Annotated in this window: 16 protein-coding genes; 14 read left to right on the forward strand and 2 right to left on the reverse strand. The window is 73.0% G+C overall.

Annotated elements, in window-relative coordinates:
- The first annotated feature begins 199 nt into the window (after positions 1-199).
- The 3 genes from PV364_RS19545 to PV364_RS19555 all read left to right on the forward strand — a co-directional run bounded on the left by PV364_RS19545 (position 200) and on the right by PV364_RS19555 (position 4,699).
- On the forward strand, positions 200-1,702 hold the full coding sequence (locus tag PV364_RS19545) for an amidase (protein ID WP_415924576.1): 1,503 nt from the start codon (positions 200-202) through the stop codon (positions 1,700-1,702).
- Between the two features lie 608 nt (positions 1,703-2,310).
- Positions 2,311-4,404 carry a 4-alpha-glucanotransferase gene (gene malQ / locus PV364_RS19550; protein WP_319661372.1) on the forward strand — a complete coding sequence of 698 codons (2,094 nt, stop codon included), beginning with the start codon at positions 2,311-2,313 and terminating at the stop codon, positions 4,402-4,404.
- 58 nt (positions 4,405-4,462) lie between these two features.
- Entirely contained in the window at positions 4,463-4,699 is a 237-nt protein-coding gene (locus PV364_RS19555) for a hypothetical protein (RefSeq protein ID WP_319661373.1), read from the forward strand.
- Positions 4,700-4,862: 163 nt separating this feature from the next.
- Here PV364_RS19555 and pepN read toward each other — a convergent pair whose 3' ends face one another.
- On the reverse strand, positions 4,863-7,433 hold the full coding sequence (gene pepN / locus PV364_RS19560) for an aminopeptidase N (RefSeq protein ID WP_319661374.1): 2,571 nt from the start codon (positions 7,431-7,433) through the stop codon (positions 4,863-4,865).
- Between the two features lie 207 nt (positions 7,434-7,640).
- On the opposite strand from pepN, the gene PV364_RS19565 reads away from it, so the two are divergent.
- From PV364_RS19565 to PV364_RS19580, 4 genes are all read left to right on the forward strand, one after another.
- Positions 7,641-11,063 (forward strand): beta-N-acetylglucosaminidase domain-containing protein, encoded by a 3,423-nt coding sequence (locus PV364_RS19565; RefSeq protein WP_319661375.1) that lies wholly within the window; start codon positions 7,641-7,643, stop codon positions 11,061-11,063.
- A gap of 114 nt (positions 11,064-11,177) precedes the next feature.
- The gene (locus PV364_RS19570; RefSeq protein WP_319661376.1) at positions 11,178-11,717 is read left to right on the forward strand and encodes a PadR family transcriptional regulator; all 540 of its coding nucleotides are present in this window, start codon (positions 11,178-11,180) and stop codon (positions 11,715-11,717) included.
- Entirely contained in the window at positions 11,714-12,400 is a 687-nt protein-coding gene (locus PV364_RS19575; RefSeq protein WP_319661377.1) for an ABC transporter ATP-binding protein, read from the forward strand. The genes PV364_RS19570 and PV364_RS19575 overlap by 4 nt, the downstream gene beginning before the upstream one ends.
- Positions 12,397-13,848, forward strand: a complete 1,452-nt coding sequence (locus PV364_RS19580) for an FtsX-like permease family protein (RefSeq protein ID WP_319661378.1) — start codon at positions 12,397-12,399, stop codon at positions 13,846-13,848. The genes PV364_RS19575 and PV364_RS19580 overlap by 4 nt, the downstream gene beginning before the upstream one ends.
- Positions 13,849-13,942: 94 nt before the next feature.
- On the opposite strand, the gene PV364_RS19585 is transcribed toward PV364_RS19580, so the two are convergent.
- Positions 13,943-14,479, reverse strand: coding sequence for an HNH endonuclease (locus tag PV364_RS19585; protein ID WP_319661379.1), 537 nt, complete (start codon positions 14,477-14,479; stop codon positions 13,943-13,945).
- Positions 14,480-14,709: 230 nt separating this feature from the next.
- On the opposite strand from PV364_RS19585, the gene PV364_RS19590 reads away from it, so the two are divergent.
- From PV364_RS19590 to PV364_RS19620, 7 genes are all read left to right on the forward strand, one after another.
- The gene (locus PV364_RS19590) at positions 14,710-15,747 is read left to right on the forward strand and encodes a mechanosensitive ion channel family protein (RefSeq protein WP_319661380.1); all 1,038 of its coding nucleotides are present in this window, start codon (positions 14,710-14,712) and stop codon (positions 15,745-15,747) included.
- 342 nt (positions 15,748-16,089) lie between these two features.
- Complete coding sequence (locus PV364_RS19595; RefSeq protein ID WP_319661583.1) at positions 16,090-17,256, forward strand: ROK family transcriptional regulator; 1,167 nt, start codon at positions 16,090-16,092, stop codon at positions 17,254-17,256.
- A gap of 155 nt (positions 17,257-17,411) precedes the next feature.
- On the forward strand, positions 17,412-18,749 hold the full coding sequence (locus PV364_RS19600) for an ABC transporter substrate-binding protein (protein WP_319661381.1): 1,338 nt from the start codon (positions 17,412-17,414) through the stop codon (positions 18,747-18,749).
- Positions 18,749-19,699, forward strand: coding sequence for a sugar ABC transporter permease (locus PV364_RS19605; protein WP_319661382.1), 951 nt, complete (start codon positions 18,749-18,751; stop codon positions 19,697-19,699). The genes PV364_RS19600 and PV364_RS19605 overlap by 1 nt, the downstream gene beginning before the upstream one ends.
- Positions 19,700-19,704: 5 nt before the next feature.
- Complete coding sequence (locus PV364_RS19610) at positions 19,705-20,607, forward strand: carbohydrate ABC transporter permease (RefSeq protein WP_319661383.1); 903 nt, start codon at positions 19,705-19,707, stop codon at positions 20,605-20,607.
- Positions 20,604-21,866 (forward strand): 6-phospho-beta-glucosidase, encoded by a 1,263-nt coding sequence (locus tag PV364_RS19615; RefSeq protein WP_319661384.1) that lies wholly within the window; start codon positions 20,604-20,606, stop codon positions 21,864-21,866. The genes PV364_RS19610 and PV364_RS19615 overlap by 4 nt, the downstream gene beginning before the upstream one ends.
- Positions 21,857-22,873: an N-acetylglucosamine kinase gene (locus tag PV364_RS19620; RefSeq protein ID WP_319661385.1), complete on the forward strand. Its 1,017-nt coding sequence runs from the start codon at positions 21,857-21,859 to the stop codon at positions 22,871-22,873. The genes PV364_RS19615 and PV364_RS19620 overlap by 10 nt, the downstream gene beginning before the upstream one ends.
- Positions 22,874-22,993: the final 120 nt, after the last annotated feature.

Consider the following 22,993-nt stretch of genomic DNA (forward strand, 5'->3'; position numbering starts at 1 on the left):
CCCTATGACGCGGAAGGCGGGGGAAACGTTCACGTCCCGGCGGGTACAGCCGGGACGGATGCCGCGCGTCGATGGCGCCACCCGCGACCCCTGGGCCCGGTCGTCGCATAGGGGGCACCCCAGCGGCAGCCGGGGACCCGCGGGGCCCGCCCTCCGGGCGGCCGGCGCCCGTGTGACAACAGGGCCTAGCCTGGCCCCCGTGTCCGCACCCCATGAGCTGACGATGCTGGAGCAGGCTGCCGCGGTACGCCGCGGGGAGATCTCACCGGTCGAGCTGACGACCCACTACCTGGAGCGGATCGAGCGGATCGACCCCGCGCTCGGGGCGTATCTGACGGTCACCCCCGAGCGAGCGCTGGCCGCCGCCCGGGACGCGGAACGGCTGCTGCTCGCCGGCGGCGAGCCGCCGCCCCTGCTCGGGGTCCCGGTTCCGGTCAAGGACCTCACCCCGGTGGCGGGCGTCCGCTTCACCTCCGGCTCCGCGGTCTTCGCCGACCGCGTCGCCCAGCAGGACGCGCACCTGGTGACGCTGCTGCGGGACGCGGGCACGGTGCTGACCGGCAAGACCAACACCCCCGAGTTCGGACTGCCCGCCTACACCGAGGGCCGCGTGGGACCGCCCGCCCGCACCCCGTACGACCTCACGCGCGGCGCCGGCGGCAGCAGCGGCGGCGCGGCGGCCGCCGTCGCCGCGGGCCTCGCGGCGGCCGCGCACGGCAGCGACGGCGGCGGCTCCATCCGCATCCCCGCGAGCTGCTGCGGCGTCGTCGGGCTCAAGCCGAGCCGGGGCCGCGTCAGCCCCGCGCCCTGGGGCGACGTCAGCGGGCTGGCCGTCAACGGACCCATCGCACGCACGGTGCGCGACGCCGCGGCCCTCCTGGACGTGCTGTCCGTCCCCGCTCCCGGCGACCCCTTCCCGCTGCCGGTGCCCGAACGGACCTTCCTGCGGTGGTGCGACCACGAACCGCGCCGGCTGCGCATCGCCCGCTGGGCCCGGCCGGACGTCGCCGGTGTCACGGTCCACCCGGAGGTTCTGGCCGCGTACGAGCGGACCTCGGCGCTGCTGGAGGGCCTGGGGCACGAGGTCGTCGACGTTCCGCAGCCGCTGGCGCCCGGCGACCGGGACGCGTTCACCCCGGTGTGGTCGGTACTGGCCGCGCTGACGCCGGTCCCCTCCGACCGCGAGGGCGAACTACTCCCGCTCACACGGTGGTTGCGTGCCCAGGGGCAAGGCGTCGGCGGCCTCGACTACGCGCGCGCTCTCGGCGCGATGCAGGCCGCGGGCCGCACACTGGCGCGGGCCGTCCACCCCTACGACGCCGTCCTGACCCCGACCCTGGCGCAGCTCCCCGCGCGCGTCGGCGCCCTGCGCGACGACGCCGACCCCGAGGCGGACTTCGCCGCGCAACTGGCCTTCACCCCCTTCACCGCCCCCTGGAACATCGCGGGGCTGCCGGCGGTGTCGCTCCCCCTCCAGTGGAGCGCCGGCGGGTTGCCCATCGGCATGATGCTCGCCGGGCGCCACGGTGCGGAGGGGCCGTTGCTGGCGCTCGCGGCCCAGCTTGAGGCGGTGGCCCCCTGCCGCGACCATTCCCCGCCCGCCCGCCCGTGTGCCCCAGGAGGTCTGGGCGCCCAGACGCGCGTGTCGTGGGGTGCCGGGGTCGGGGCCTCCGGGGCCGGCCATTCTGGACAGCACATTTAGGTGCCTCGGGCACGATCTGTTGATCACCCCGGGTCATGCACCCACATATGCTCCACAGTCCAGAACACCCACCCCTACGACCCCGCCCCCTCGGTTTCGTCATGCGCCTGATCCCCGGTGGGGGGGGTGGAAGCGGCACCGTGCTCGGGCCACCGTTGACGCGGCGCCGTCCAAGGCCGCAGCCGTCACCGCCCACACACCGGTGGGGGGCATCCAGGCAACCGCAGCCGCCCCGGACCGCCTTCTCACCCCCTCCGGGGATCAGGCGCATGACGAAACCGAGGGGGCGGGGTCGTAGGGGTGGATGTTCTGGACGGTGCGGGATATTTGTGCGCACCATCCGGGCAGGGACGGGATGAGCAGGTGCTGGAAACGCGCGTAAATATCCCAGTCCAGGACGTGCAGCCCCGGAGGCCCCGCACCCGGCCCACCCCACACGCGCGCCGGGGTCACTGACTTCACAGGGCACCCGGGAGGGCGGGCGGGGAAAAGGCCACAACACCGGACAGCCAGCGCAGCGCACCCGCACGGAGGGCGACTGCACCGCCACGCAGTGGGTATGGCTCAGGCTGTCGCCCTGTTCCGACAACGCCCGGGAGGGCACCCCGATGACCGATGCTGCCGAGCGGGACAGACTTGCCGTGCTGCACGGCGTGGCCCCGACGTACCGCCCCTCGGCCGACCGCGAGGTACGGGTGCCGGACGAGACGGTGATCGAGGTGCTGGCCGCGCTCGGAGTAAACGCCTCGACGCCCGCGGCGGTGCGGGACGCCCTGGCGGAGCACGAGCGGCGGGCGGGGCAACGGCTGCTGCCCCGGAACGTGGTGGTGCGGGCCGGGCGCGCGGCGGGCCTGGTACTGCCGGACGGCACGGACCTGCGGGTGGAGACCGAGGAGGGCGTCGAGACCGGCTGGGACGGCCAGGCGCCGCTGCCGGTCGGCCGGCACGCGCTGCGTGCCCGGACCCCGGACGGCCGCACGGCGTCCGCGCAGCTGGTCGTGGCGCCGGACCGGCTGCCGGGGCCGCCGGAGCGGGTGTACGGCTTCATGGCGCAGCTCTATTCCGTGCTGTCGGCGCGTTCGTGGGGCATGGGCGACCTCGGTGACCTCGCCGACCTCGCGGCGTGGACGGGGCGGGCGCTGCACGCGGGCTTCCTGCAGGTCAACCCGTTGCACGTGGCGGTGCCGGGGCGGCCGACCGATCCGTCGCCGTACCGGCCGTCCTCTCGCCGCTTCCCGGACCCGGTGTACCTGCGGGTGGAGGAGATCCCGGAGTACGCCCATCTCGACGCCGAGGACCGCGAGCGGGCCGCGGACCTGCTGCGCAGGGCGGCCGTGCTGCGGGACTCGGTGCTGTTCAAGGACGCGCTCATCGACCGTGACGCGGTGTGGGAGCTCAAGCGCGAGGCGCTGGCGCTGGTCCGCAAGGTGCCGCTGTCGCCGGGGCGCCGGGCGGCGTACGGGGACTTCCTGGCCGAGCAGGGGCAGGCGCTGGACGACCACGCGACGTGGTCGATGCTGGCCGAACTGCACGGCCCCGACTGGCGGTCCTGGCCGGCCGGGCTGCGCGACCCGCGGTCGGGGCAGGTCGCACGGCAGCGCGGGCAGCGGCTGGACCAGGTGGACTTCCACTGCTGGCTGGCCTGGCTGACCGACAGTCAGCTGGCGGCCGCCCAGCGGGCCGCGCGCGACGCCGGGATGGCCGTGGGCGTGGTGCACGACCTCGCGGTGGGTGTGCACCCGTCCGGATCGGACGCCTGGGCGCTGCAGGACGCCCTCGCCCGCGGCATGTCGGTGGGCGCCCCGCCGGACGCCTTCAACGCCCGCGGCCAGGACTGGGGGCTGCCCCCGTGGCGCCCGGACGCGCTCGCGGCCACGGGGTACGCGCCCTACCGCGATCTGCTGCGCGGTGTGCTGCGGCACGCGGGCGGGCTGCGCATCGACCACGTGATGGGCCTGTTCCGGCTGTGGTGGGTGCCTGAGGGCAGGCCCCCGACCGAGGGCGCGTATGTGCGCTACGACGCCGGGGCCATGCTCGGCATCCTCGCCCTGGAGGCGCACCGCGCGGGCGCGGTCGTCATAGGGGAGGACCTGGGCACGGTGGAGCCGGGCGTGCGGGAGGAGCTCGCGGACCGGGGCATCCTCGGCACCTCGGTGCTCTGGTTCGAGCGGGACTGGGACGGGGCGGCCGCGGCGGGCGGGCACGGGCACGCCCGGCCGCTGCCCCCGGCGGAGTGGCGGGCGGACGTGCTGGCCACCGTGACCACGCACGACCTTCCGACCACGGCCGCGCGGCTCACCGGCGAGCACGTCGGACTGCGGCACCGGCTGGGGCTGCTGACGCGGTCGCTGGAGGAGGAGCAGTCCGCCGACGCGGTCGACGTCGCGGAGTGGCTGGCCCTGCTCGGGCGGCTCGGCCTGCTGCCCGAGGGCACCCGGGACGAGGAGTCCGTGGTCAAGGCCGTGCACCGCTTCCTGGCCAGGACGCCGGCGCGGATGGTCGGGGTGTGGCTGCCCGACGGCGTCGGCGACCGCCGTCCGCAGAATCTGCCCGGCACCTGGGACGAATACCCCAACTGGCGGCTGCCGATCGCCGACGCGGAGGGCCGCCCCCTGACCCTGGAGCAGCTGGCCGCCTCGCCGCGGCTGCACGCCCTCGCCCACGAGGTGCGCACGGCGATGGAGGCGACGGATGTCCCGTAGCACCCGCGAAGGCCACCCCGGGCGCGCGGGGTGCGGGAGCGTTCGCTACTTTGAGAGCGTGGACAAGCTCAACAAGAACGCCCTGCGCGCCGGTGCCGTCTCGGCCACCACGGCGCTGATGCTGCTCGTGTCGTCCCCCGCGTTCGCCAACAGCGTGGACGACGGCTCGGACCCGGGTCCGGGGCTGAGCGTGATCGAGACCCTGGGCCTGTTCCTGGGCATCCCGATCCTGGCCTTCCTCGTCATCGCGGGCCTGGTCACCGTGACCGACAAGTCCCGCAAGCCGCAGGCCTGACGGGCCTCCTCCCCGACCGACCGCACGGGCCGGGCCGCGGTACCGCCGCGGCCCGTTCGGGCGTTCCCGGGCGCGGCCCGCGCCCGCCGCGCCGCACAGGCTCCCCCGAACGGCCCAGCGTCGCCGGGGCCCGGGGACACGACGTCCCCGGGCCCCGGCGCGGTCACGCCGCCGCGGCGTCCGCGGCCTGTGCCTTCAGGGCACGGTCCACGCCCGCACGGCACTCGGTGACCATGCGGCGCAGCGCGGGCGCCCGGTCGGCCTCCGCCAGCCACGCGTCCGTGGCGTCCAGCGTCGCCTGCGAGACCTGCAGCGCCGGGTAGAGGCCGACGATGATCTGCTGGCCCATCTCGTGCGAGCGGGACTCGAAGATGTCCGCGATCGCCGCGAAGTACCGCGCCGTGTACGGCTCCAGCAGTTCGCGCTGATCCGGCTCGGAGAAGCCGCCGATGACCGCTTCCTGAACGGCGTTGGTCAGCGTCTCGGCCTCGACGACCGCGGCCCAGGCCTCGGCCTTGGCCTCGGCGGTCGGCCGGGCGGCGCGCGCGGTCGCCGCGTGCCGCTCGCCGGCGGCGGTGGCGTCCCGCTCCAGCTCCGCGGCGATGGCGGCCTCGTCGGCGCGGCCGGTCGCGGCCAGTCGCTGCAGCAGGCTCCAGCGCAGCTCGGTGTCGACCACCAGGCCCTCGACGACCTCCGAGCCGTCGAGCAGCGCGCCCAGCAGGTCAAGCTGGTCCTTGGTCCGCGCGGCGCTCGCGAAGGCGCGGGCCCAGGCCAGCTGGTGGTCGCTGCCGGGGGCGGCCGCACGCAGGTGCTCCACCGTGGCCTCGGTCCAGCGGGCCAGCCCGGTCTCGCGCCACTCGGGAGCGGCGTACAGCTCCAGTGCCGTCTTGACCTGCCGGTGCAGCGACTGCACGACGCCGATGTCGGACTCCTTGCCGATGCCGGAGAGCACCAGCTCCAGGTAGTCGCGGGTGGCCAGTTCGCCGTCGCGGGTCATGTCCCAGGCGGAGGCCCACACCAGTGCACGCGGCAGCGACTCGGTGAAGTCGCCGAGGTGGTCGCGCACGGTGGCCAGCGAGACCTCGTCGAGGCGCACCTTGGCGTACGACAGGTCGTCGTCGTTGAGCAGCACGACCGCCGGGCGCCGGGCGCCCACCAGCTCGGGCACCGCCGTGAGTTCGCCGTCGATGTCCAGCTCGACGCGCTGGACGCGCACCAGCTTGCCGTCGCGCAGGTCGTACGCGCCGACCGCGATGCGGTGCGGCCGCAGGATGGACTCGCCCTTGGCGCCGGCCGGCAGCGCCGGGGCCTCCTGGCGGACGGCGAAGGAGGTGATGGTGCCGTCGTCGGCGGTCTCGATCTCCGGCCGCAGAATGTTGATGCCCGCGGTCTCCAGCCACTTCTTCGACCAGGTCTTCAGGTCGCGGCCGGAGGTCTCCTCCAGGGCGGAGAGCAGGTCGGTCAGGCGGGTGTTCTTCCAGGCGTGGCGCTTGAAGTACGCCTGGACGCCGGTGAAGAACTCGTCCGTGCCGACGTAGGCCACCAGCTGCTTCAGGACGGAGGCGCCCTTGGCGTAGGTGATGCCGTCGAAGTTGACCTGGACGTCCTGGAGGTCGTTGATCTCCGCCATGATCGGGTGGGTGGACGGCAACTGGTCCTGCCGGTACGCCCAGGTCTTCATGGAGTTGGCGAAGGTGGTCCAGGAGTGCGGCCACTTGCTGCCGGGCGCGTAGGCCTGGCAGGCGATGGAGGTGTAGGTGGCGAACGACTCGTTCAGCCACAGGTCGTTCCACCACTCCATGGTGACCAGGTCGCCGAACCACATGTGGGCGAGCTCGTGCAGGATCGTCTCGGCCCGCACCTCGTAGGCCGCGTCCGTCACCTTGGAGCGGAAGACGTACTGGTCGCGGATGGTGACCGCGCCCGCGTTCTCCATGGCGCCGGCGTTGAACTCAGGCACGAAGAGCTGGTCGTACTTCGCGAAGGGGTACGGGAAGTCGAACTTCTCCTCGAACCAGTCGAAGCCCTGCCGGGTGACCGCGAAGATCGCGTCCGCGTCGAGGAACTCGGCCAGCGACGGGCGGCAGTACAGGCCGAGCGGCACGGTGCGCCCGCCCTCGCCCTCCCAGCTGCTGTGCACGGCGTAGTAGGGACCGGCGATCAGCGCGGTGATGTAGGTGGAGATCCGCGGGGTCGGCGCGAAGTTCCACACGTTGTCGACCGGCTCGGGGGTCGCGGAGTTGGAGATGACCGTCCAGCCCGCCGGGGCCTTCACGGTGAAGGCGAAGGTCGCCTTGAGGTCGGGCTGCTCGAAGTTGGCGAAGACGCGGCGCGCGTCGGGCACCTCGAACTGGGTGTAGAGGTAGGCCTGCTTGTCGACCGGGTCGACGAAGCGGTGCAGGCCCTCGCCGGTGTTGGTGTACGCCGCGTCGGCGACGACCCGGAGCTCGTTGGGGCCGGCCTCCAGCGAGGGCAGCGTGATGCGGCTGTCCGCGAAGACCTCGGCCGGGTCGAGCGCGGTGCCGTTGAGTACCACCTCGAGGACGGCCGGAGCGACCAGGTCGATGAAGGTCGAGGCACCCGCCTCGGCGGACTCGAAGCGCACCGTCGTCACCGACCGGAAGGTGCCGCCCTCCTGGGCCCCGCTCAGGTCGAGCTCGATTTCGTATGCGTCCACGGTCAGCAGGCGCGCACGCTGGCGCGCCTCCTCACGTGTGAGGTTCGTGCCGGGCACGTTTCCGTCTCCTTCGTCGGTTTTTCGGCCATCCTCGCACGCGAGGGGGGTGGGGCGGACAGGGGTTTTCCCTCGACCGGCGGGCCGTTCCCCCTATGGGCGGCGGCTACCGGCGGTACGGGGCGGCACACCACCGGGGCGGGAGGGGAAGCAGGGCCCCCGGATGCGTTGACACGCCCTTCGGGCGGGTGATGGGCTGTCGCGGACATGGTCCGGGGCAGGAGAACCGCCGCAGCGAGAACGGCCGCGATCGTCGCCGCCGTGGTCGGCGGCATGCTGGGCGCGTCGCCCGGCGCACCGGCCGCGCCGGCCGCCCCTCCCGCCGGCCTGCCGGACGCGGCGGTCACCGCCGGTGCGGCGGCCCGCTCCGCCGCTCTCCCGCCGGTCCATCCCACGCCCCAGGTGGTGCGCACGACCGGCGGCCTCACCGCCGTCCCGGGCACCGTCACGCTGATCGCCGGCCCGGGCGCCGACCCGTACGCACTGGACGTGCTCCGCCGGATCCTGCGCGAGGCCGGCGCGCGGGAGCTGCGCGACAGCGCGGACGTCCCGCGGGGCGGTCTGACGGTGTACGCCGACGGCGACGGCGCGGACACCGCGCTCCGCGCGCTGGGGGCCCCGCCCGTGGGGGACCTGCCCTCCGGGGGCTACCGGCTGGCCGTGGGCCACGTCCTCGGCCACGGCACCGTGGCCCTGGCCGGCACGGGCGGGGACGGCCTGTTCCACGCGGCGCAGACACTGCGTCAGCTGGTGACGCCGCACGGCCTGCCCGGCGTCGTCGTGCGCGACTGGCCGGTGGCGAGGGCCCGCGGCATCACCGAGAGCTTCTACGGCGAGCCGTGGACGCGTGAGCAGCGCCTGTCGCAGATCGACTTCCTGGGCCGCACCAAGCAGAACCGCTACCTCTACGCCCCCGGTGACGACCCCTACCGCCAGGCGCTGTGGCGCGAGCCCTACCCCGCGGCGCGCCGGGCGGACTTCCGCTCTCTGGCGGAGCGCGCCCGGGCCAACCACGTCACGCTCATCTGGGCCGTGACGCCCGGCCAGGCGCTGTGCTTCTCCTCCCAGGAGGACCGCAAGGCGCTGCAACGCAAGATCGACGCGATGTGGGCCCTGGGCGTGCGCGGATTCCAGCTCCAGTTCCAGGACGTCAGCTACAGCGAGTGGCACTGCCGGGCGGACGCCGGACGGTACGGCGACGGCCCGCGGGCGGCCGCCCGCGCCCAGGCGGAGGTCGCGAACGCCGTCGCGCGCCACCTGGAGGGCCGGCAGGGCGGCGGGATCCCGCTCTCGCTGCTGCCCACGGAGTACTACCAGGACGGCGCCACCGACTTCCGCCACGAACTCGCACGGACGCTGGACCGCTCCGTGGAGGTGGCCTGGACCGGCGTCGGCGTCGTACCGGAGACGATCACGGGCACGCAGGTCGCCGAAGCGCAGGACGTGTTCCGCCACCCGCTGCTGACGATGGACGACTACCCGGTCAACGACTGGGCGGACGACCGCATCTTCCTCGGCCCCTACACCGGACGGGAGCCGGCCGTCGCGACCGCCACGGCCGGACTGCTGGCGACCGCGATGCGGCAGCCCTCGGCGTCCCGGATCGCGCTGTTCACGGCCGCGGACTACGCCTGGAACCCGCACGGCTACGACCGCGCCTCCTCCTGGCAGGCCGCCGTCGACGACCTCGCCGGCACCGACCCGGCCGCGCGCGGCGCGCTGCGCGCGCTGGCGGGCAACGAGGCCTCCTCCGCACTGGACGACAGCGAGTCGGCCTATCTGCGGCCGCTGCTGGAGGAGTTCCTGGACGCGTACGAGCACGGGAGCGACGAGCGGCTGCACGGCGCGGCGTACCGGCTGCGCGCCGCCTTCACCACGATGAGCGGCGCCCCGGAACGGCTCGACGGCCTGGTCGGCGGTGCGTTCGGCGGCGAAGTACAGCCCTGGCTGGCTCAGTTGGCGCGCTACGGATCCGCCGGGGAGCACGCGGTGGACATGCTGCTGGGGCTGCGCGGCGGCGACGGCACCGGCGCCTGGAAGGACCGGCTGGCCCTGGAGCGGGCGCGGCGGCGGATCGCGCAGAGCCAGGTGACGGTGGGCGACGGGGTGCTGGACCCGTTCCTGGCCAAGGCCCTGGCCACGGCGGACGCCTGGACCGGGATGCGCGTCGAGGACGGCACCGCCACCGCGACGCTGGGCTCGGCGCGTGCCACCGAACCGTCCCTCATGACCGACGGCAAGGACTCCACCGCCTGGGCCAGCGACGCCCCGCCGCGGCGGGGCGACACCTTCGGGGTGGACCTGGGCAGCGCCCGCGAGATCCGCGAGGTGCGGATCGTCATGGGCTCCGCGCAACCCGGCCCGGAACAGGACGACTACCTGAACCAGGCGGTGCTGGAGTACTCCTCGGGCGACGACGCCGGCTGGCGGCCGGTCACCGACGTGGCCGGCGAGCGCACCGTCACCGCGACCCTGCCGGAGGGCACCCGGGCCCGCTACGTACGGCTGCGGGCCACCGCCGCGCAGGAGAACGCCGTCACCGTGCGGGAGTTCACCGTGACCACCGGGGACGGGCACGAGCCCGCCGTCTCCGCGGGCGACCCGGCGGCCGGCGCCGCCGCCGACGGCGACGCGACCACGGCGTACCGCGTGCCTGCGGACGGGCTGACCCTGGAGTACGGCAGGGCCCGCCCCCTGGAGGCGCTGACCGTGCTGACCGGCCCCGAGGGCGGCGCGGACGGCGCCGTCGAGGCGCGCGTGCCCGGGCAGGGCTGGCGCCGGCTCGGCGCGCTGGGCGGCGGCTGGACCGAACTCGCCGCGAACGGCCTGCGGGTGGACGCGGTGCGGATCACCCCGGCGACCGGGACCCGGGCACCGGTCGTCCACGAGATCGTGCCCTGGTACGCGGACGGGCCGGCCGCCCGGATGACCCTGGACCGTGCCGAGGCCGACGTCGAGGCCGGTGGCACGCCTGCGACGGTCACCGCCGAACTGACCGACACCTCTCCGGGAGCGGCCCGGGTGACACTGACGGCCAAGGCCCCGCCGGGGGTGCGCGCGGTGGCTCCCGGCGACATCGAACTGCCGCGCGGCGGCAGGGTCGTGGTGCCGGTGAAGCTGTCGCTGCCCGAGGACGGCGTGCCGGGCGTGTACGAAGTGCCGCTGGAGTTCCGCGCCGAGGGCCGCACGGTCCGGCAGACCGTCACCGTGCACGCCTACCCGCGCACCGGCGGGCCGGACCTCGCGCAGGGCGCCACCGCCACCTCCTCCGGCGACGAGACCGAGGACTTCCCCGCCTCCGCGCTCACCGACGGCGACCCCGCCACCCGCTGGTCCTCCCCCGCGCAGGACGACGCCTGGGTGCAGGCGGAGCTGCCGCGGCCGGTCCGGATCGGCCGGGTGACGCTGCGCTGGCAGGACGCCTACGCCTCCCGCTACACGATCCTGACCTCGGCCGACGGGCAGAACTGGCACACGGCCGCCACCGTCGACGACGGCCACGGCGGCACCGAGTCGGTGCGCCTGGACGCTTCCGCCGACACGCGCTTCCTCCGTGTGCAGGGCGTGGAGCGCGGCACGAAGTACGGCTACTCGCTGTACTCGCTCCAGGCCTTCGCCGTCACGGGCTGAGCCCCGCCCGCGGCATCCCCGTGAACCGCTTGCCACGGTGATCAGGCGCATGCCACTATTCACTCAGTACATGTATTCAGCGAATAGAGCAGGGGACAAGGGGGTGAGGACCCGGTGAGTACCGGCAACACGCTGCTGGGACTGCTCGCCGCGGGGCCCGGACACGGGTACGACCTGAAGCGGCGGCACGACGAACGCTTCCCGCAGGCACGTCCGCTCGCCTACGGCCAGGTCTACACAACGCTGCAGCGCCTGGTCCGCGACGGCCTCGCGGAGGTCGACGCCACTTCGAGCGAAGGAGGGCCCGAGCGGACCACGTACCGGCTCACCGGGCAGGGCACCGGCGCGCTGCTGCGTTGGCTCGCCGAGCCCGTGCCACCCGCGCCGGTCACCGCGGCGAACGAGATCTTCGCCAAGGTCACGGCGATCATCGCCTCCGGCCACGGCGACCCGGCCGACTTCCTGCGCGCCCAGCGCGCCGCCCACCTCGCCCGGATGCGCGAACTCACCGCCGTGAAGACGGCGCCCGGCGCCCCCTTGTCGGCCGTGCTCTCCGCCGACTACGCCCTCACCCATCTCGACGCCGACCTGCGCTGGATGGACAACGCCGCGCAGCGCCTCGGCGCCCTGACCGAGGAGGTCACCTCCGCATGACCCCACCCCTGATCGAGGCCCGCGGCCTGGTCAAGCGTTACGGCACGACGGACGCTCTGCGCGGTGCGTCACTGCGCCTGCACCCCGGTGAGATCCTGGCCGTCAGCGGCCCGAGCGGCAGCGGCAAGTCCACGCTGCTGCACTGCCTGTCGGGCATCGTCCGGCCCGACGAGGGCGAGGTCCGCTACGGCGACGAGCGCCTCGACCAGGCGGGCGAGGCCCGCCGCACGACGCTGCGCCGCACCGACTTCGGGATCGTCTTTCAGTTCGGGCAGCTGGTCGGAGAACTGACCGCGCTCGACAACGTCGCGCTGCCGCTGCTGCTGGCCGGCACCCCCCGCGCCGCCGCCCATGCGGGCGCCCGGGACTGGCTGGAGCGCTTCGGCGTCGGCGACCGGGCCGCCCTGCGCCCCGGCGAGCTGTCCGGCGGCCAGTCCCAGCGCGTCGCCCTGGCCCGCGCCATGGTCACCGGGCCCAAGGCCGTCTTCGCCGACGAGCCGACCGGCGCCCTGGACTCCCTCGCCGGGGAACAGGTCATGACCGCCCTCGTGCAGGCCGCGCGCGAGGCGGGCACCGCCGTGCTCCTCGTCACCCACGAAGCCCAGGTCGCGGCGTACGCCGACCGCGAGATCACCGTCCGCGACGGCGCCGTGGACGGCGCACCCGCGCAGGTGCTCCGGTGACCGCGCTGCGGGCCGACGCCCGGCTGGCCTGGTCCCTGCTGCGCGGCTCCCCGAACGGCGAGTGGTGGCGGCTCGGCCTGACGGCGGCGAGTACGGCGCTGGGCACGCTCTTCGCGCTGGCGGCCACGGTCGTCGCGGTGATCGGCACCCGGTTCGGCGGCGGGGCGCACTGGTACAGCCATCAACTGTTCAACGACCGCACCACCCGGTCCGGGCTGGTCATCGGACTGCTGCTGCTGATCGTCCCCCTGCTGGCGTTTCTGGGCCAGTGCACCCGGATCGGCGCCGTGCAACTGGAGCAGCGGCTCGCCGCGCTGAGGCTGGCCGGCGCGACCCCCCGCCAAGTGCGCCGCATCCAGGCGCTGGAGACCGGTACGGCCTGCGGGATCGGCGCGCTCGCCGGACTGGCGGCCTTCCTCGTGCTGCGGGCGGTGCTGGGTGCGCTGCATCCCGTCACCGTGCCCGATGGCGGGCCACTGGGGTTGACGGCCTGGCCCGCGGACGTGCCCGTCCCCTGGGTCGCGGCCGCGGCCGTGGTGTTCGGGATGCCGCTGATCGCGACGCTGGAGGCCCGGTTCACGCTGCGTCGCGCGGCGGCCGATCCGCTGGGGGTCGCCTCGGGGGGCCGGCGGCCGTACCCCCGGCCGGGGCGGGGACGGCTGGCGCTGTGGGCGCTCGCTCCGCTGGCGCTCGTCGCGGCGACCGGCCTCCAGGTGGCGAATATGTTCGTGCTCGGCGGCCGGTCCTCGGTCTACGGGGTCTCCGCGCCGGTCTCTCTGGCCGCCGTCGTGCTGTCCCTGGTCGGCGTGCTGTACGGCAGCGCCGGGCTCGCCCTCCTCACGGGGCGCCTCGCGGCCCGCTCCGGGCGCCCGGCACTGCTGATCGCGGGAGAGCGCCTCCAGGCCGATCCCTGGGCGGCTACCCGCTCACACGGAGCGGTACTGCTGGCCGTGCTGGCGGGGGTCGGTTTCATGGGCGTACGGCGCCTGATGATCGAGGACCTCGCCGCGCCGTACCGGCTTCCGTACAGCGCGGAGGACCTGGACTACTACTTCGACGGGCTCCGTGCGGTCGGCGCCGGCATCGTGATCGCCTTCGCGGTGGCCGTCGGCGGTCTGGTGGTCGCGGCGGTCGAATCGTTGATCACCCGGCGCCGGACACTGGCCGCCCTGGCCGCCGGCGGGGTGCCCCGAGGCGTCCTGAACCGCGCGGCACTGCTGGAGACCGCCCTGCCGCTGGTGCCGGCGGCCGTGCTGGCGACGGGGTGCGGTCTGCTGGCCGTCGGAAGTTGGTGGAAGGCGGCGGGACTCGACAGCTCGTACGCGTTCCCGCTGCTGGAACCGCTGCTCGCCGCCGTCGCCCTGCCGGCCGCCGCGCTTTTGGCCACCGCCGCCTCGCTCCCCCTGCTGCGGCGGACCGTGCACCCTGCGCAGTTGCGGTTCGAGTAGGACGACACGCCGACGCGGCTCCACGGGCCCCGGACCGCCACGGGGGGCGGCCCGGGGCCCGTGGGGCCGTGCCGGGCAACACAAAGGCCCGGTCTCAGGCGGATATGCCGTCGATCCGGGCCAAGGCGTCGTCCGCGCCGAATGGCTGCAGGTATGGCAGCCAGCGCGGGTCCCTATGCCCCGTCCCGATGATCCGCCAGGCGAGGCCGGACGGCGGGGCGGGCTGATGGCGCATGCGCCAGCCGAGCTCGGCGACATGCCGGTCGGCCTTGAGATGGTTGCACCGGCGGCAGGCAGCGACCACGTTCTCCCACGTGTGCTGGCCTCCGCGGCTGCGCGGGATCACGTGGTCGACGCTGGTTGCGACGCCTCCGCAGTACGCGCACCGGCCGCCGTCCCGGGCGAAGAGCGCCCGCCGGGTCAGGGGCACGGGGCCGCGAAAGGGGACTCGGACGAATTTGGTGAGCTTGACAACACTGGGTGCGGGGACAGAACAGGTCGCGCTGTGCAGATAAGCGCCGGATTCCTCGAGGCACACGGCCTTCTTGTTCAGCACGAGGATCAGTGCGCGGCGGAGCGGTACGACGCCGAGCGGCTCGTACGACGCATTGAGGACCAGGACATGCGGCACGGGTGCCTCCTTTTACGCCGGCGGCGCGTGGCTCGCGCCGGGACGATCTGCCCACAGTCTCTCCGGAAGCCTGGTCGCGGCGCCACCATGACCGGGTAACGGACCGAGGGTGTTTTCGACCACACCCCTTTACATGCCCTGAATCAGCGCACGTCGCTCCCGAACGGGGCAACGAGACACATCGTTTACCCCGTTAGTGTGGGAAGCCTGCCCGACCGGAGGTTCCCGCCTTGTCCACACCGCTCGCCACCGCCTCGACCATCGACGACGCCCAGAAATCCGCCGATGGCGCGGCCGAGTACATCGGCCAGAACTGGGCGGACTGGCTCGGCGCGGGTCTGCGGATCGTGCTGATCCTGGTCATCGCGCTGGTACTGCGGGTGATCGTGCGGCGGATGCTGACCAAGGTGATCGAGCGGATGAACCGCGGCGCCGAGGCCGCCGCGTCCGGCGCGCTGAGCGGGCTGCTGGTCAACGCCGAGCGGCGGCGGCAGCGCAGCGAGGCGATCGGCTCGGTGCTGCGCAGCGTGGCCTCGTTCGTGATCATGGGAACGGCCGCACTGACCGTGCTGTCGGTGCTGCAGATCAATCTGGCCCCGCTGCTGGCCAGCGCCGGTGTGGCCGGTGTGGCCATCGGTTTCGGCGCCCGCAACCTGGTGACGGACTTCCTCTCCGGGGTCTTCATGATCCTGGAGGACCAGTACGGCGTGGGCGACGTCATCGACGCGGGCGTGGCCAGCGGCACGGTGATCGAGGTCGGGCTGCGGGTGACGAAGCTGCGCGGCGACAACGGCGAGATCTGGTACATCCGCAACGGCGAGGTCAAGCGCATCGGCAACCTCAGTCAGGGCTGGGCGACGGCGACCGTGGACGTACGGATCGGCTACCACGAGGACCTGGACCGCGCGCGGGCCCTGATCCTGCGGGCGGCCGAGGAGATGGCCAAGACCCAGCCGTGGGACGAGGTGCTGTGGGAGCCGGTCGAGGTACTGGGGCTGGAGTCGGTGACCGCGAACTCGATGGTCCTGCAGGCGCAGGCCAGGACGATGCCCGGCAAGGCGATGTCGGCCGCGCGCGAACTGCGCTGGCGGATCAAGCGGACCTTCGACGAGGCCGGGATGGCGATCGTCGGCGGCCTCCCGGCGGCGTCGGACGACGAGGAGGCGGTGGACCCGACCGCCGGTATCGCCGCGCCGTCGGCACTGGCCAACCCCGTGTCCCCGCAGGCACTCGCGGCGCAGCCGCTGCCGACCAGCACCACGAAGTGATCTGACGGACCGGGCGCTCGCGCCAGGGATCGCAAGGGGGCGCCGGGCAGTTGCCCGGCGCCCCCTTTTCACGCCTTGGCGCCCCTGATAACACTTTGACGCCGTCCCTGATCCACCCTTGACGCTCCCCGCGCCGGGCGCCTACCTTGCCTTTCACCAACAGGAAAGTTTACTAACTACCAACGGGTCACTGCCCGCCCACGAACCCCACCCAGCCCGTCCGCCCGTGCCGTAGCGTGCGGCGGACGAGCCGTCGACACGAGGAAGGACGAGACCGTGGCCGGTACCCCCGGAGCCCCCGGCACCCCCGGTACACCCGGCACGCCGCGCGTCCTGCGCGCGATGAACGACCGCGCCGCTCTCGACCTGCTCCTCGAACACGGCACTCTGTCCCGCACCCGCATCGGCAAGCTCACCGGCCTGTCGAAGCCGACCGCCTCACAGCTGCTGGCCCGGCTGGAGTCCGCCGGGCTGGTGGTCGCCACCGGCACCACCGCCGGCCGGCCGGGTCCCAACGCCCAGCTGTACTCGGTCAACCCCGCCGCCGCGCACGTCGCCGGGCTCGACGTGACCACCGAGCACATCCGTGCCGCGGTCGCCGACATCACCGGCACGGTCACCGGCGAGTTCGAACTGCCGACCCCGGGGCGCAGCCGGCGCTCCCACGGCGCCGTCGAGCAGGTGGCCCAGGCGGTCGACGGCGCGGTGAAGGCCGCGGGCCTGCACCTGACCGACCTGCACCGGATCGTCGTCGGCACCCCGGGCGCCTTCGACCCGAGCACCGGGCGGCTGCGCTACGCCAGCCATCTCCCCGGCTGGCACTCCCCCACCCTGCTGGAGGAACTGGCCGCGGCCCTGCCCGTGCCCCTGGAGTACGACAACGACGTGAACCTCGCCGCCGTCGCCGAGCAGCGGCTGGGCGCGGCCCGCGGCCACGACGACTTCGTCCTGCTGTGGAACGAGGAGGGCATCGGTGCCGCCGTCGTCATCGGCGGCCGGCTGCACCGCGGCCGGACCGGTGGCGCGGGCGAGGTGGGCTTCATGCCGGTGCCGGGCACGCCCCTGGTCCGGCACGTGGCCAAGGCCAACGCCGGCGGCTTCCAGGAACTGGCGGGCTGCAACGCCGTGTTGCGGATCGCCCGCGAACTGGGACTGACCGTTCCCCGCGGTACCCAGGCCGGAGCGGCCTCGGCCCTGCTGTCCTCGGCGGCGGCCGGCGGCGACGACGGGCCGCAGGCGGAACTGCTGCGGCGCTTCGCGACCGGGCTCGCCATCGGCCTCGCCTCGCTGGTGACCGTGCTCGACCCCGAACTGATCGTCCTGGCCGGCGGAGTGATCGCCGCCGGCGGGGAACCCCTGCGCGCACTCGTCCAGGCGGAACTGGCCGAACTCGCCGTGCCCCGGCCCCGGCTGGTGCTCGGCGCCGTGCCGGAACACCCCGTCCTGAGCGGGGCACTGCAGAGCGCCCTGGCCACCACCCGCGACGAGGTGTTCGACACCTCCCGCTGAATCCCGCCGAACCGAACCACCGACCGCCCACCACACACCCGCACCCGCACCCGCACCCGCAGCGGGGGTCACCCGTCACCGGCACCACCCGGCGGGCCCCTCCGCAGGCATCGCACACCCTCGAACCGCCCCCGAAAGTCCCCGGAGGAAGCGAAGTGTCCGGTTCCACCAAGACGGCCGCGGCCGCCATCGCCGCCGCCGCCGCGATATCCCTGCTGACGAGCGCGTGTACGGGCTCCAGCAACAACACGGCGAGCGACGACCCCAGCAAGGACGTCACCATCACCTTCTGGCACGGCTGGTCCGCGCCCAGCGAGGTGAAGGCGATCAGCGCCAACGTCACTGCGTTCGAGAAGGCGCACCCCAACATCCACGTCAAGGTGCAGGGCAACATCACCGACGACAAGATCAACCAGGCGCTGCGGGCCGGCGGCCCGAACGCCCCGGACGTCGTCTCCTCCTTCACCACCGACAACGTCGGCAAGTTCTGCTCGTCCAACGCCTTCGCCGACCTGGACCCCTACCTGAAGAAGTCCGGCATCGACGCGGCGACGACCTTCCCCAAGCCGATGCTGGAGTACACCCAGTTCGAGGGGAAGCGCTGCACACTGCCGCTGCTCGGCGACGCCTACGGGCTGTACTACAACAAGGACGCCTTCAAGGCCGCCGGGATCGCCGCCCCGCCCAAGACGCTGTCCGAGTTCAAGGCCGATGCCGTCAAGCTCACCAAGTCCAAGGGTGACTCCTACTCCCAGCTCGGCTTCATGCCCAACTTCCACGGCTACGAGTCGACCACCACCCACCTTGCCGCCCAGTGGGGCGCGAAGTACTTCGACGCCGACGGCAAGTCCAGCGTCGCCAAGGACCCCGGTTTCGCGGCCATGTTCACCTGGCAGCAGGACATGGTGAAGGCGCTCGGCGGCTTCAAGAAGCTGGAGAAGTACCGGTCCACCTTCGGTGACGAGTGGGGCGCCAAGAACCCCTTCCACACCGGCCAGGTGGCCATGGCGATGGACGGCGAGTGGCGGGCCGGCATGGCCAAGGAGTCCGGCGCGAAGTTCGACATCGGCGTCGCCCCCTTCCCCGTGCCGGACGACCAGGCCGACACCTACGGCAAGGGCTACCTGTCGGGGACGATCATCGGCGTCGCCAACACCAGCGCCAAGAAGAACGCCGCCTGGGAACTGGTCAAGTACATGGCCACCGACACCGACGCGGTCGTCAACTTCGCCAACGCCATCCACAACGTGCCCTCCACGCTCGCCGCGCTGAAGTCGCCGAAGCTGGACGCCGATCCCCTCTTCCGCACCTTCGTGGACATCGCGCAGAACCCCAACAGCACCACTACCCCCGCCAGTGTCAACGGCGGCACCTACCAGCTCACGCTGCAGGACTTCGGCTACGCCTACGAGTCCGGCAAGCAGTCCGACCTGACCGCCGGCCTCAAGGGCGTCGACACGCAGGTCGACAAGGACATCGCGCAGGCCCGGTGATGAGTGCGAGCGTCCACCCCCTGCTGAGGGCGAAGCGCCGCCGCGAGGCGCTTCGCACCCTCGCCTTCCTCTCCCCGTGGCTGATCGGCTTCAGCGTCTTCTTCGCCTACCCGCTGATCTCGACCGTCTACTTCTCCTTCATGAAGTACGACGGCTTCACCGCCCCGACCTGGAACGGCGTCAAGAACTGGTCGTACGTCTTCAACGACTACCCCTTCTTCTGGCCCGCGTTGCGCAACACCCTGTGGCTGGTCGTGGTCATGGTCAGCCTGCGGGTCGTCTTCGGCCTGGGCGTCGGCCTGCTGATCACCAAGATCAAGACAGGCGCCGGGCTCTTCAGGACCGCCTTCTACCTGCCCTACCTGGCCCCGCCGGTCGCCGCGACGATGGCCTTCGCCTTCCTGCTCAACCCCGGCACCGGACCCGTGAACCACGTGCTGGGCAGCCTCGGCCTGCCGCAGCCCGGCTGGTTCAACGACCCGACCTGGTCCAAGCCGGCCCTGACGCTGCTGGCCTTGTGGGGCATCGGCGACCTGATGGTCATCTTCATGGCCGCGCTGCTCGACGTCCCCAAGGAGCAGTACGAGGCCGCCGAGCTGGACGGCGCCGGCGCCTGGTCCCGGTTCCGCTACGTCACCCTGCCGAACATCTCGCCCATCGTGATGTTCGCCGTGGTGACCGGGGTCATCCAGACCATGCAGTACTACACACAGCCCCTGGTCGCCGGAAAGGTCGCCAGCGGCATCATCGGCGGCTCCGGCCAGCAGTTCGAGCCCGGCTATCCGGAGAAGTCCACGCTGACGCTGCCCCAATTGGTCTACAACCTCGGCTTCCAGCGCTTCGACACCGGCGCGGCCTGCGTGATCGCCCTTGTGCTGTTCGCACTCGCCATGGTCTTCACCGCACTCCTGATGCGCCGCCGCAGCGGCTTCCTGTCGGCGGAGGACTGATACCGATGACCCACGCCACTCTCGCCCCGCCCGCCACGACCCCGGCGACCGGTCTGTCGGACCAGTCCCGGCGGGCCGCGGCCCGCCGGGCGGCGCTGCACTGGATCGCCGTGCACGCGCTCGGCATCGCCGCCGCCCTCTTCTTCGTCCTCCCGTTCGTCTTCGTCTTCCTCACCGCGGTGATGAGCGACAACCAGGCCCTGACCCGCGACCTGTGGCCCAGGACCTGGGAATGGAGCAACTTCGGCACCGTCTGGGACACCCCCGGCTTCCTCACCTGGTGGCGCAACACCCTGCTGTACGCCGGCCTCGGCACCGTGCTGACGGTCGTCTCCAGCACCCCGGTCGCCTACGCGCTCGCCAAGTTCCGCTTCCGCGGGCGGAATCTGTCGATGATGCTGGTGATCTCCACGATGATGCTGCCCCCGCAGGTCGTCATCGTCCCCATGTATCTCTTCTGGGCCAAGCAGCTGCACCTGTCGGGCACCCTGTGGCCGCTGATCATCCCGATGGCCTTCGGCGACGCGTTCACCATCTTCCTGCTGCGGCAATTCCTGCTCACCATCCCCAAGGAGTACACGGACGCGGCGCGGGTCGACGGCTGCGGCGAGCTGCGCACGATGCTGCGCGTCGTGCTGCCCATGGCGAAGCCCGCCATCGCCGCCGTGGCGCTGTTCCAGTTCTTCTACTGCTGGAACGACTACTTCGGGCCGCAGATCTACGCGAGCGAGAACCCGGCGGCCTGGACACTGAGTTACGGCCTGGAATCCTTCAAGGGCGCCCATCACACGAACTGGAACCTGACGATGGCCGCCACCGTGCTGGTCATGGCACCGGTGATCGTCGTCTTCTTCTTCGCGCAAAAGGCCTTCATCGAGGGCGTGACATTGACGGGAGTCAAGGGATGAAGCTGGCTGTCGTGGGCGGCGGGTCCACGTACACCCCCGAACTCATCGACGGGTTCGCGCGGTTGCGCGAGACCCTGCCGATCGAGGAGCTGGTCCTCGTCGACCCGGCCGCGGACCGGCTGCGGCTGGTCGGCGGCCTCGCCCGGCGGATCTTCGCCAAGCAGGGCCACCCCGGGACCGTCACCACCACCTCCGATCTGGACGCGGGCGTGGCGGGTGCCGACGCCGTGCTGCTGCAACTGCGGGTGGGCGGACAGGCGGCCCGCGCGCAGGACGAGACCTGGCCGCTGGAGTGCGGCTGCGTCGGCCAGGAGACCACCGGCGCCGGCGGGCTGGCCAAGGCCCTGCGCACCGTGCCGGTGGTGCTGGACATCGCGGAGCGGGTCCGCAGAGCCGCGCCCGATGCCTGGATCATCGACTTCACCAACCCGGTCGGCATCGTCACCCGGGCCCTGCTGCAGGCCGGGCACAAGGCCGTCGGCCTGTGCAATGTGGCGATCGGCTTCCAGCGGAAGTTCGCCTCCTTCCTGGGGGTGACCCCCGAGCAGGTCCACCTGGACCACGTGGGCCTGAACCACCTCACCTGGGAGCGAGGGGTGCGGATCGGCGGGCCCGACGGCGAGGACGTGCTGCCCAAGCTGCTGGCCGCGCACGGCGACGCCATCGCCGACGACCTGCACCTGCCCCGGACCCTGCTGGACCGGCTCGGCGTCGTGCCCTCGTACTACCTGCGCTACTTCTACGCGCACGACGAGGTCGTGCGGGAACTGGGGTCGAAGCCGTCCCGGGCCGCCGAGGTCGCCGCGATCGAGGCCGAACTGCTGGAGATGTACGGGGACGAGAGCCTCGACGAGAAGCCGGAGCTGCTGTCACGCCGCGGCGGCGCGTACTACTCCGAGGCCGCCGTTGCCCTGGCCTCCTCGCTGCTGCGGGACACCGGCGACGTCCAGGTCGTCAACACCCTCAACAACGGCACCCTGCCCTTCCTCCCCGACGACGCCGTCATCGAGGTGCCCGCCACCGTCGACGCGAGCGGGACGCACCCGCTCCCGGTCGCGCCGCTGGACCCGCTCTACAGCGGCCTGATCGCGAACGTCACCGCCTATGAGGACCTGGCCCTGGCGGCCGCCGTGCACGGCGGCCGGGACCGCGTCTTCAAGGCGCTGCTGTCCCACCCCCTGATCGGCCAGCACGAGTACGCCGATGCCCTGACCGACCGTCTGATCGCGCACAACCGGGAGCACCTCGCGTGGATCTGAACCGTCCCCTCGACGGGGGGGTCCTCGCGATCGACGCGGGCAACAGCAAGACCGACGTCGCCCTCGTCGCCGCCGACGGGTCGGTGCTCGGCACCGCCCGCGGCGGCGGCTTCCAGCCGCAGATCACCGGTGTGGAGGCGGCGGTCGAGGTGGTCGCCCGTATCGTCGAGCGGGCGGCCGAAGCCGCCGGGACCGCCGTGCGCCCCGGTGAACCGCTGGTGGGGCATGTCTCGGCCTGCCTGGCCAACGCCGACCTGCCGGTAGAGGAACAGCAGCTCGAACTCGCCGTGCACGCCCGGGGGTGGGGTGTCACCGCCCGCGTCGCCAATGACACCTTCGCGCTGCTGCGCGCGGGTGTGGACGAGCCGCGCGGTGTCGCCGTGGTCTGCGGCGCCGGCATCAACTGCGCGGGCATGCTGCCCGACGGCCGCACGGCCCGTTTCCCCGCCATCGGGCACCTCTCCGGTGACTGGGGCGGCGGATCGGGCCTGGCCGACGAGGCGCTGTGGTGGGCGGCGCGCGCGGAGGACGGGCGCGGCGGCCCCACCGCTCTGGCGGCCACGCTGCCCGCGCACTTCGGGCTCACCTCGATGTACGCGCTGATCGAAGCACTGCACTTGGGACGCATTGATTTCTCCCGTAAGCACGAATTGACCCCTGTACTCTTCAAAACCGCGGAATCGGGCGATTCGGTTGCCCGGGCCATCGTGGAACGTCAGGCGGAGGAGATCGTGGTCATGGCCGCGGTCGCGCTGGACCGGCTCGGTCTGCTGGACGAGGAAGTCGATGTGGTGCTCGGCGGCGGGGTCCTGGCGGCCCGTCACCCGCTGCTGATGGACTCGGTGACCGCCCTGCTGGCCGCCCGCGCCCCCCGGGCCGTCCCGCGGGTCGTCACCGCACCGCCCGTCCTCGGCGCCGCGCTGCTCGGCCTGGACCGGTCCGGGGCGGGGACCGAGGCGCAGGCCCGGCTGCGCGCGCACTACGAGCCGGTGGCGCCGGTGCCGTAGCCCGCGCGCAGGCCGGGAACCGAACACGCACCCGCGTGCGTGGTGAGCAGCGAGAGGTAACGCGCGCACGGGCCGGGCGGGGGGACGTCGACCGGGGCGGAACGGGCGGAACCGGCGGCA

It is taken from the genome of Streptomyces sp. MI02-7b, assembly GCF_033793585.1.
Taxonomy (GTDB): Bacteria; Actinomycetota; Actinomycetes; order Streptomycetales; family Streptomycetaceae; genus Actinacidiphila.

Excerpts from the sequence above, each read along its gene's own strand:
- malQ (WP_319661372.1), top strand. The coding sequence starts at position 2,311 with ATGACCGATGCTGCCGAGCGGGACAGACTTGCCGTGCTGCACGGCGTG.
- PV364_RS19565 (WP_319661375.1), top strand. The coding sequence starts at position 7,641 with ATGGTCCGGGGCAGGAGAACCGCCGCAGCGAGAACGGCCGCGATCGTC.
- PV364_RS19575 (WP_319661377.1), top strand. The coding sequence starts at position 11,714 with ATGACCCCACCCCTGATCGAGGCCCGCGGCCTGGTCAAGCGTTACGGC.
- PV364_RS19595 (WP_319661583.1), top strand. The coding sequence starts at position 16,090 with ATGAACGACCGCGCCGCTCTCGACCTGCTCCTCGAACACGGCACTCTG.
- PV364_RS19605 (WP_319661382.1), top strand. The coding sequence starts at position 18,749 with ATGAGTGCGAGCGTCCACCCCCTGCTGAGGGCGAAGCGCCGCCGCGAG.
- PV364_RS19610 (WP_319661383.1), top strand. The coding sequence starts at position 19,705 with ATGACCCACGCCACTCTCGCCCCGCCCGCCACGACCCCGGCGACCGGT.
- PV364_RS19615 (WP_319661384.1), top strand. The coding sequence starts at position 20,604 with ATGAAGCTGGCTGTCGTGGGCGGCGGGTCCACGTACACCCCCGAACTC.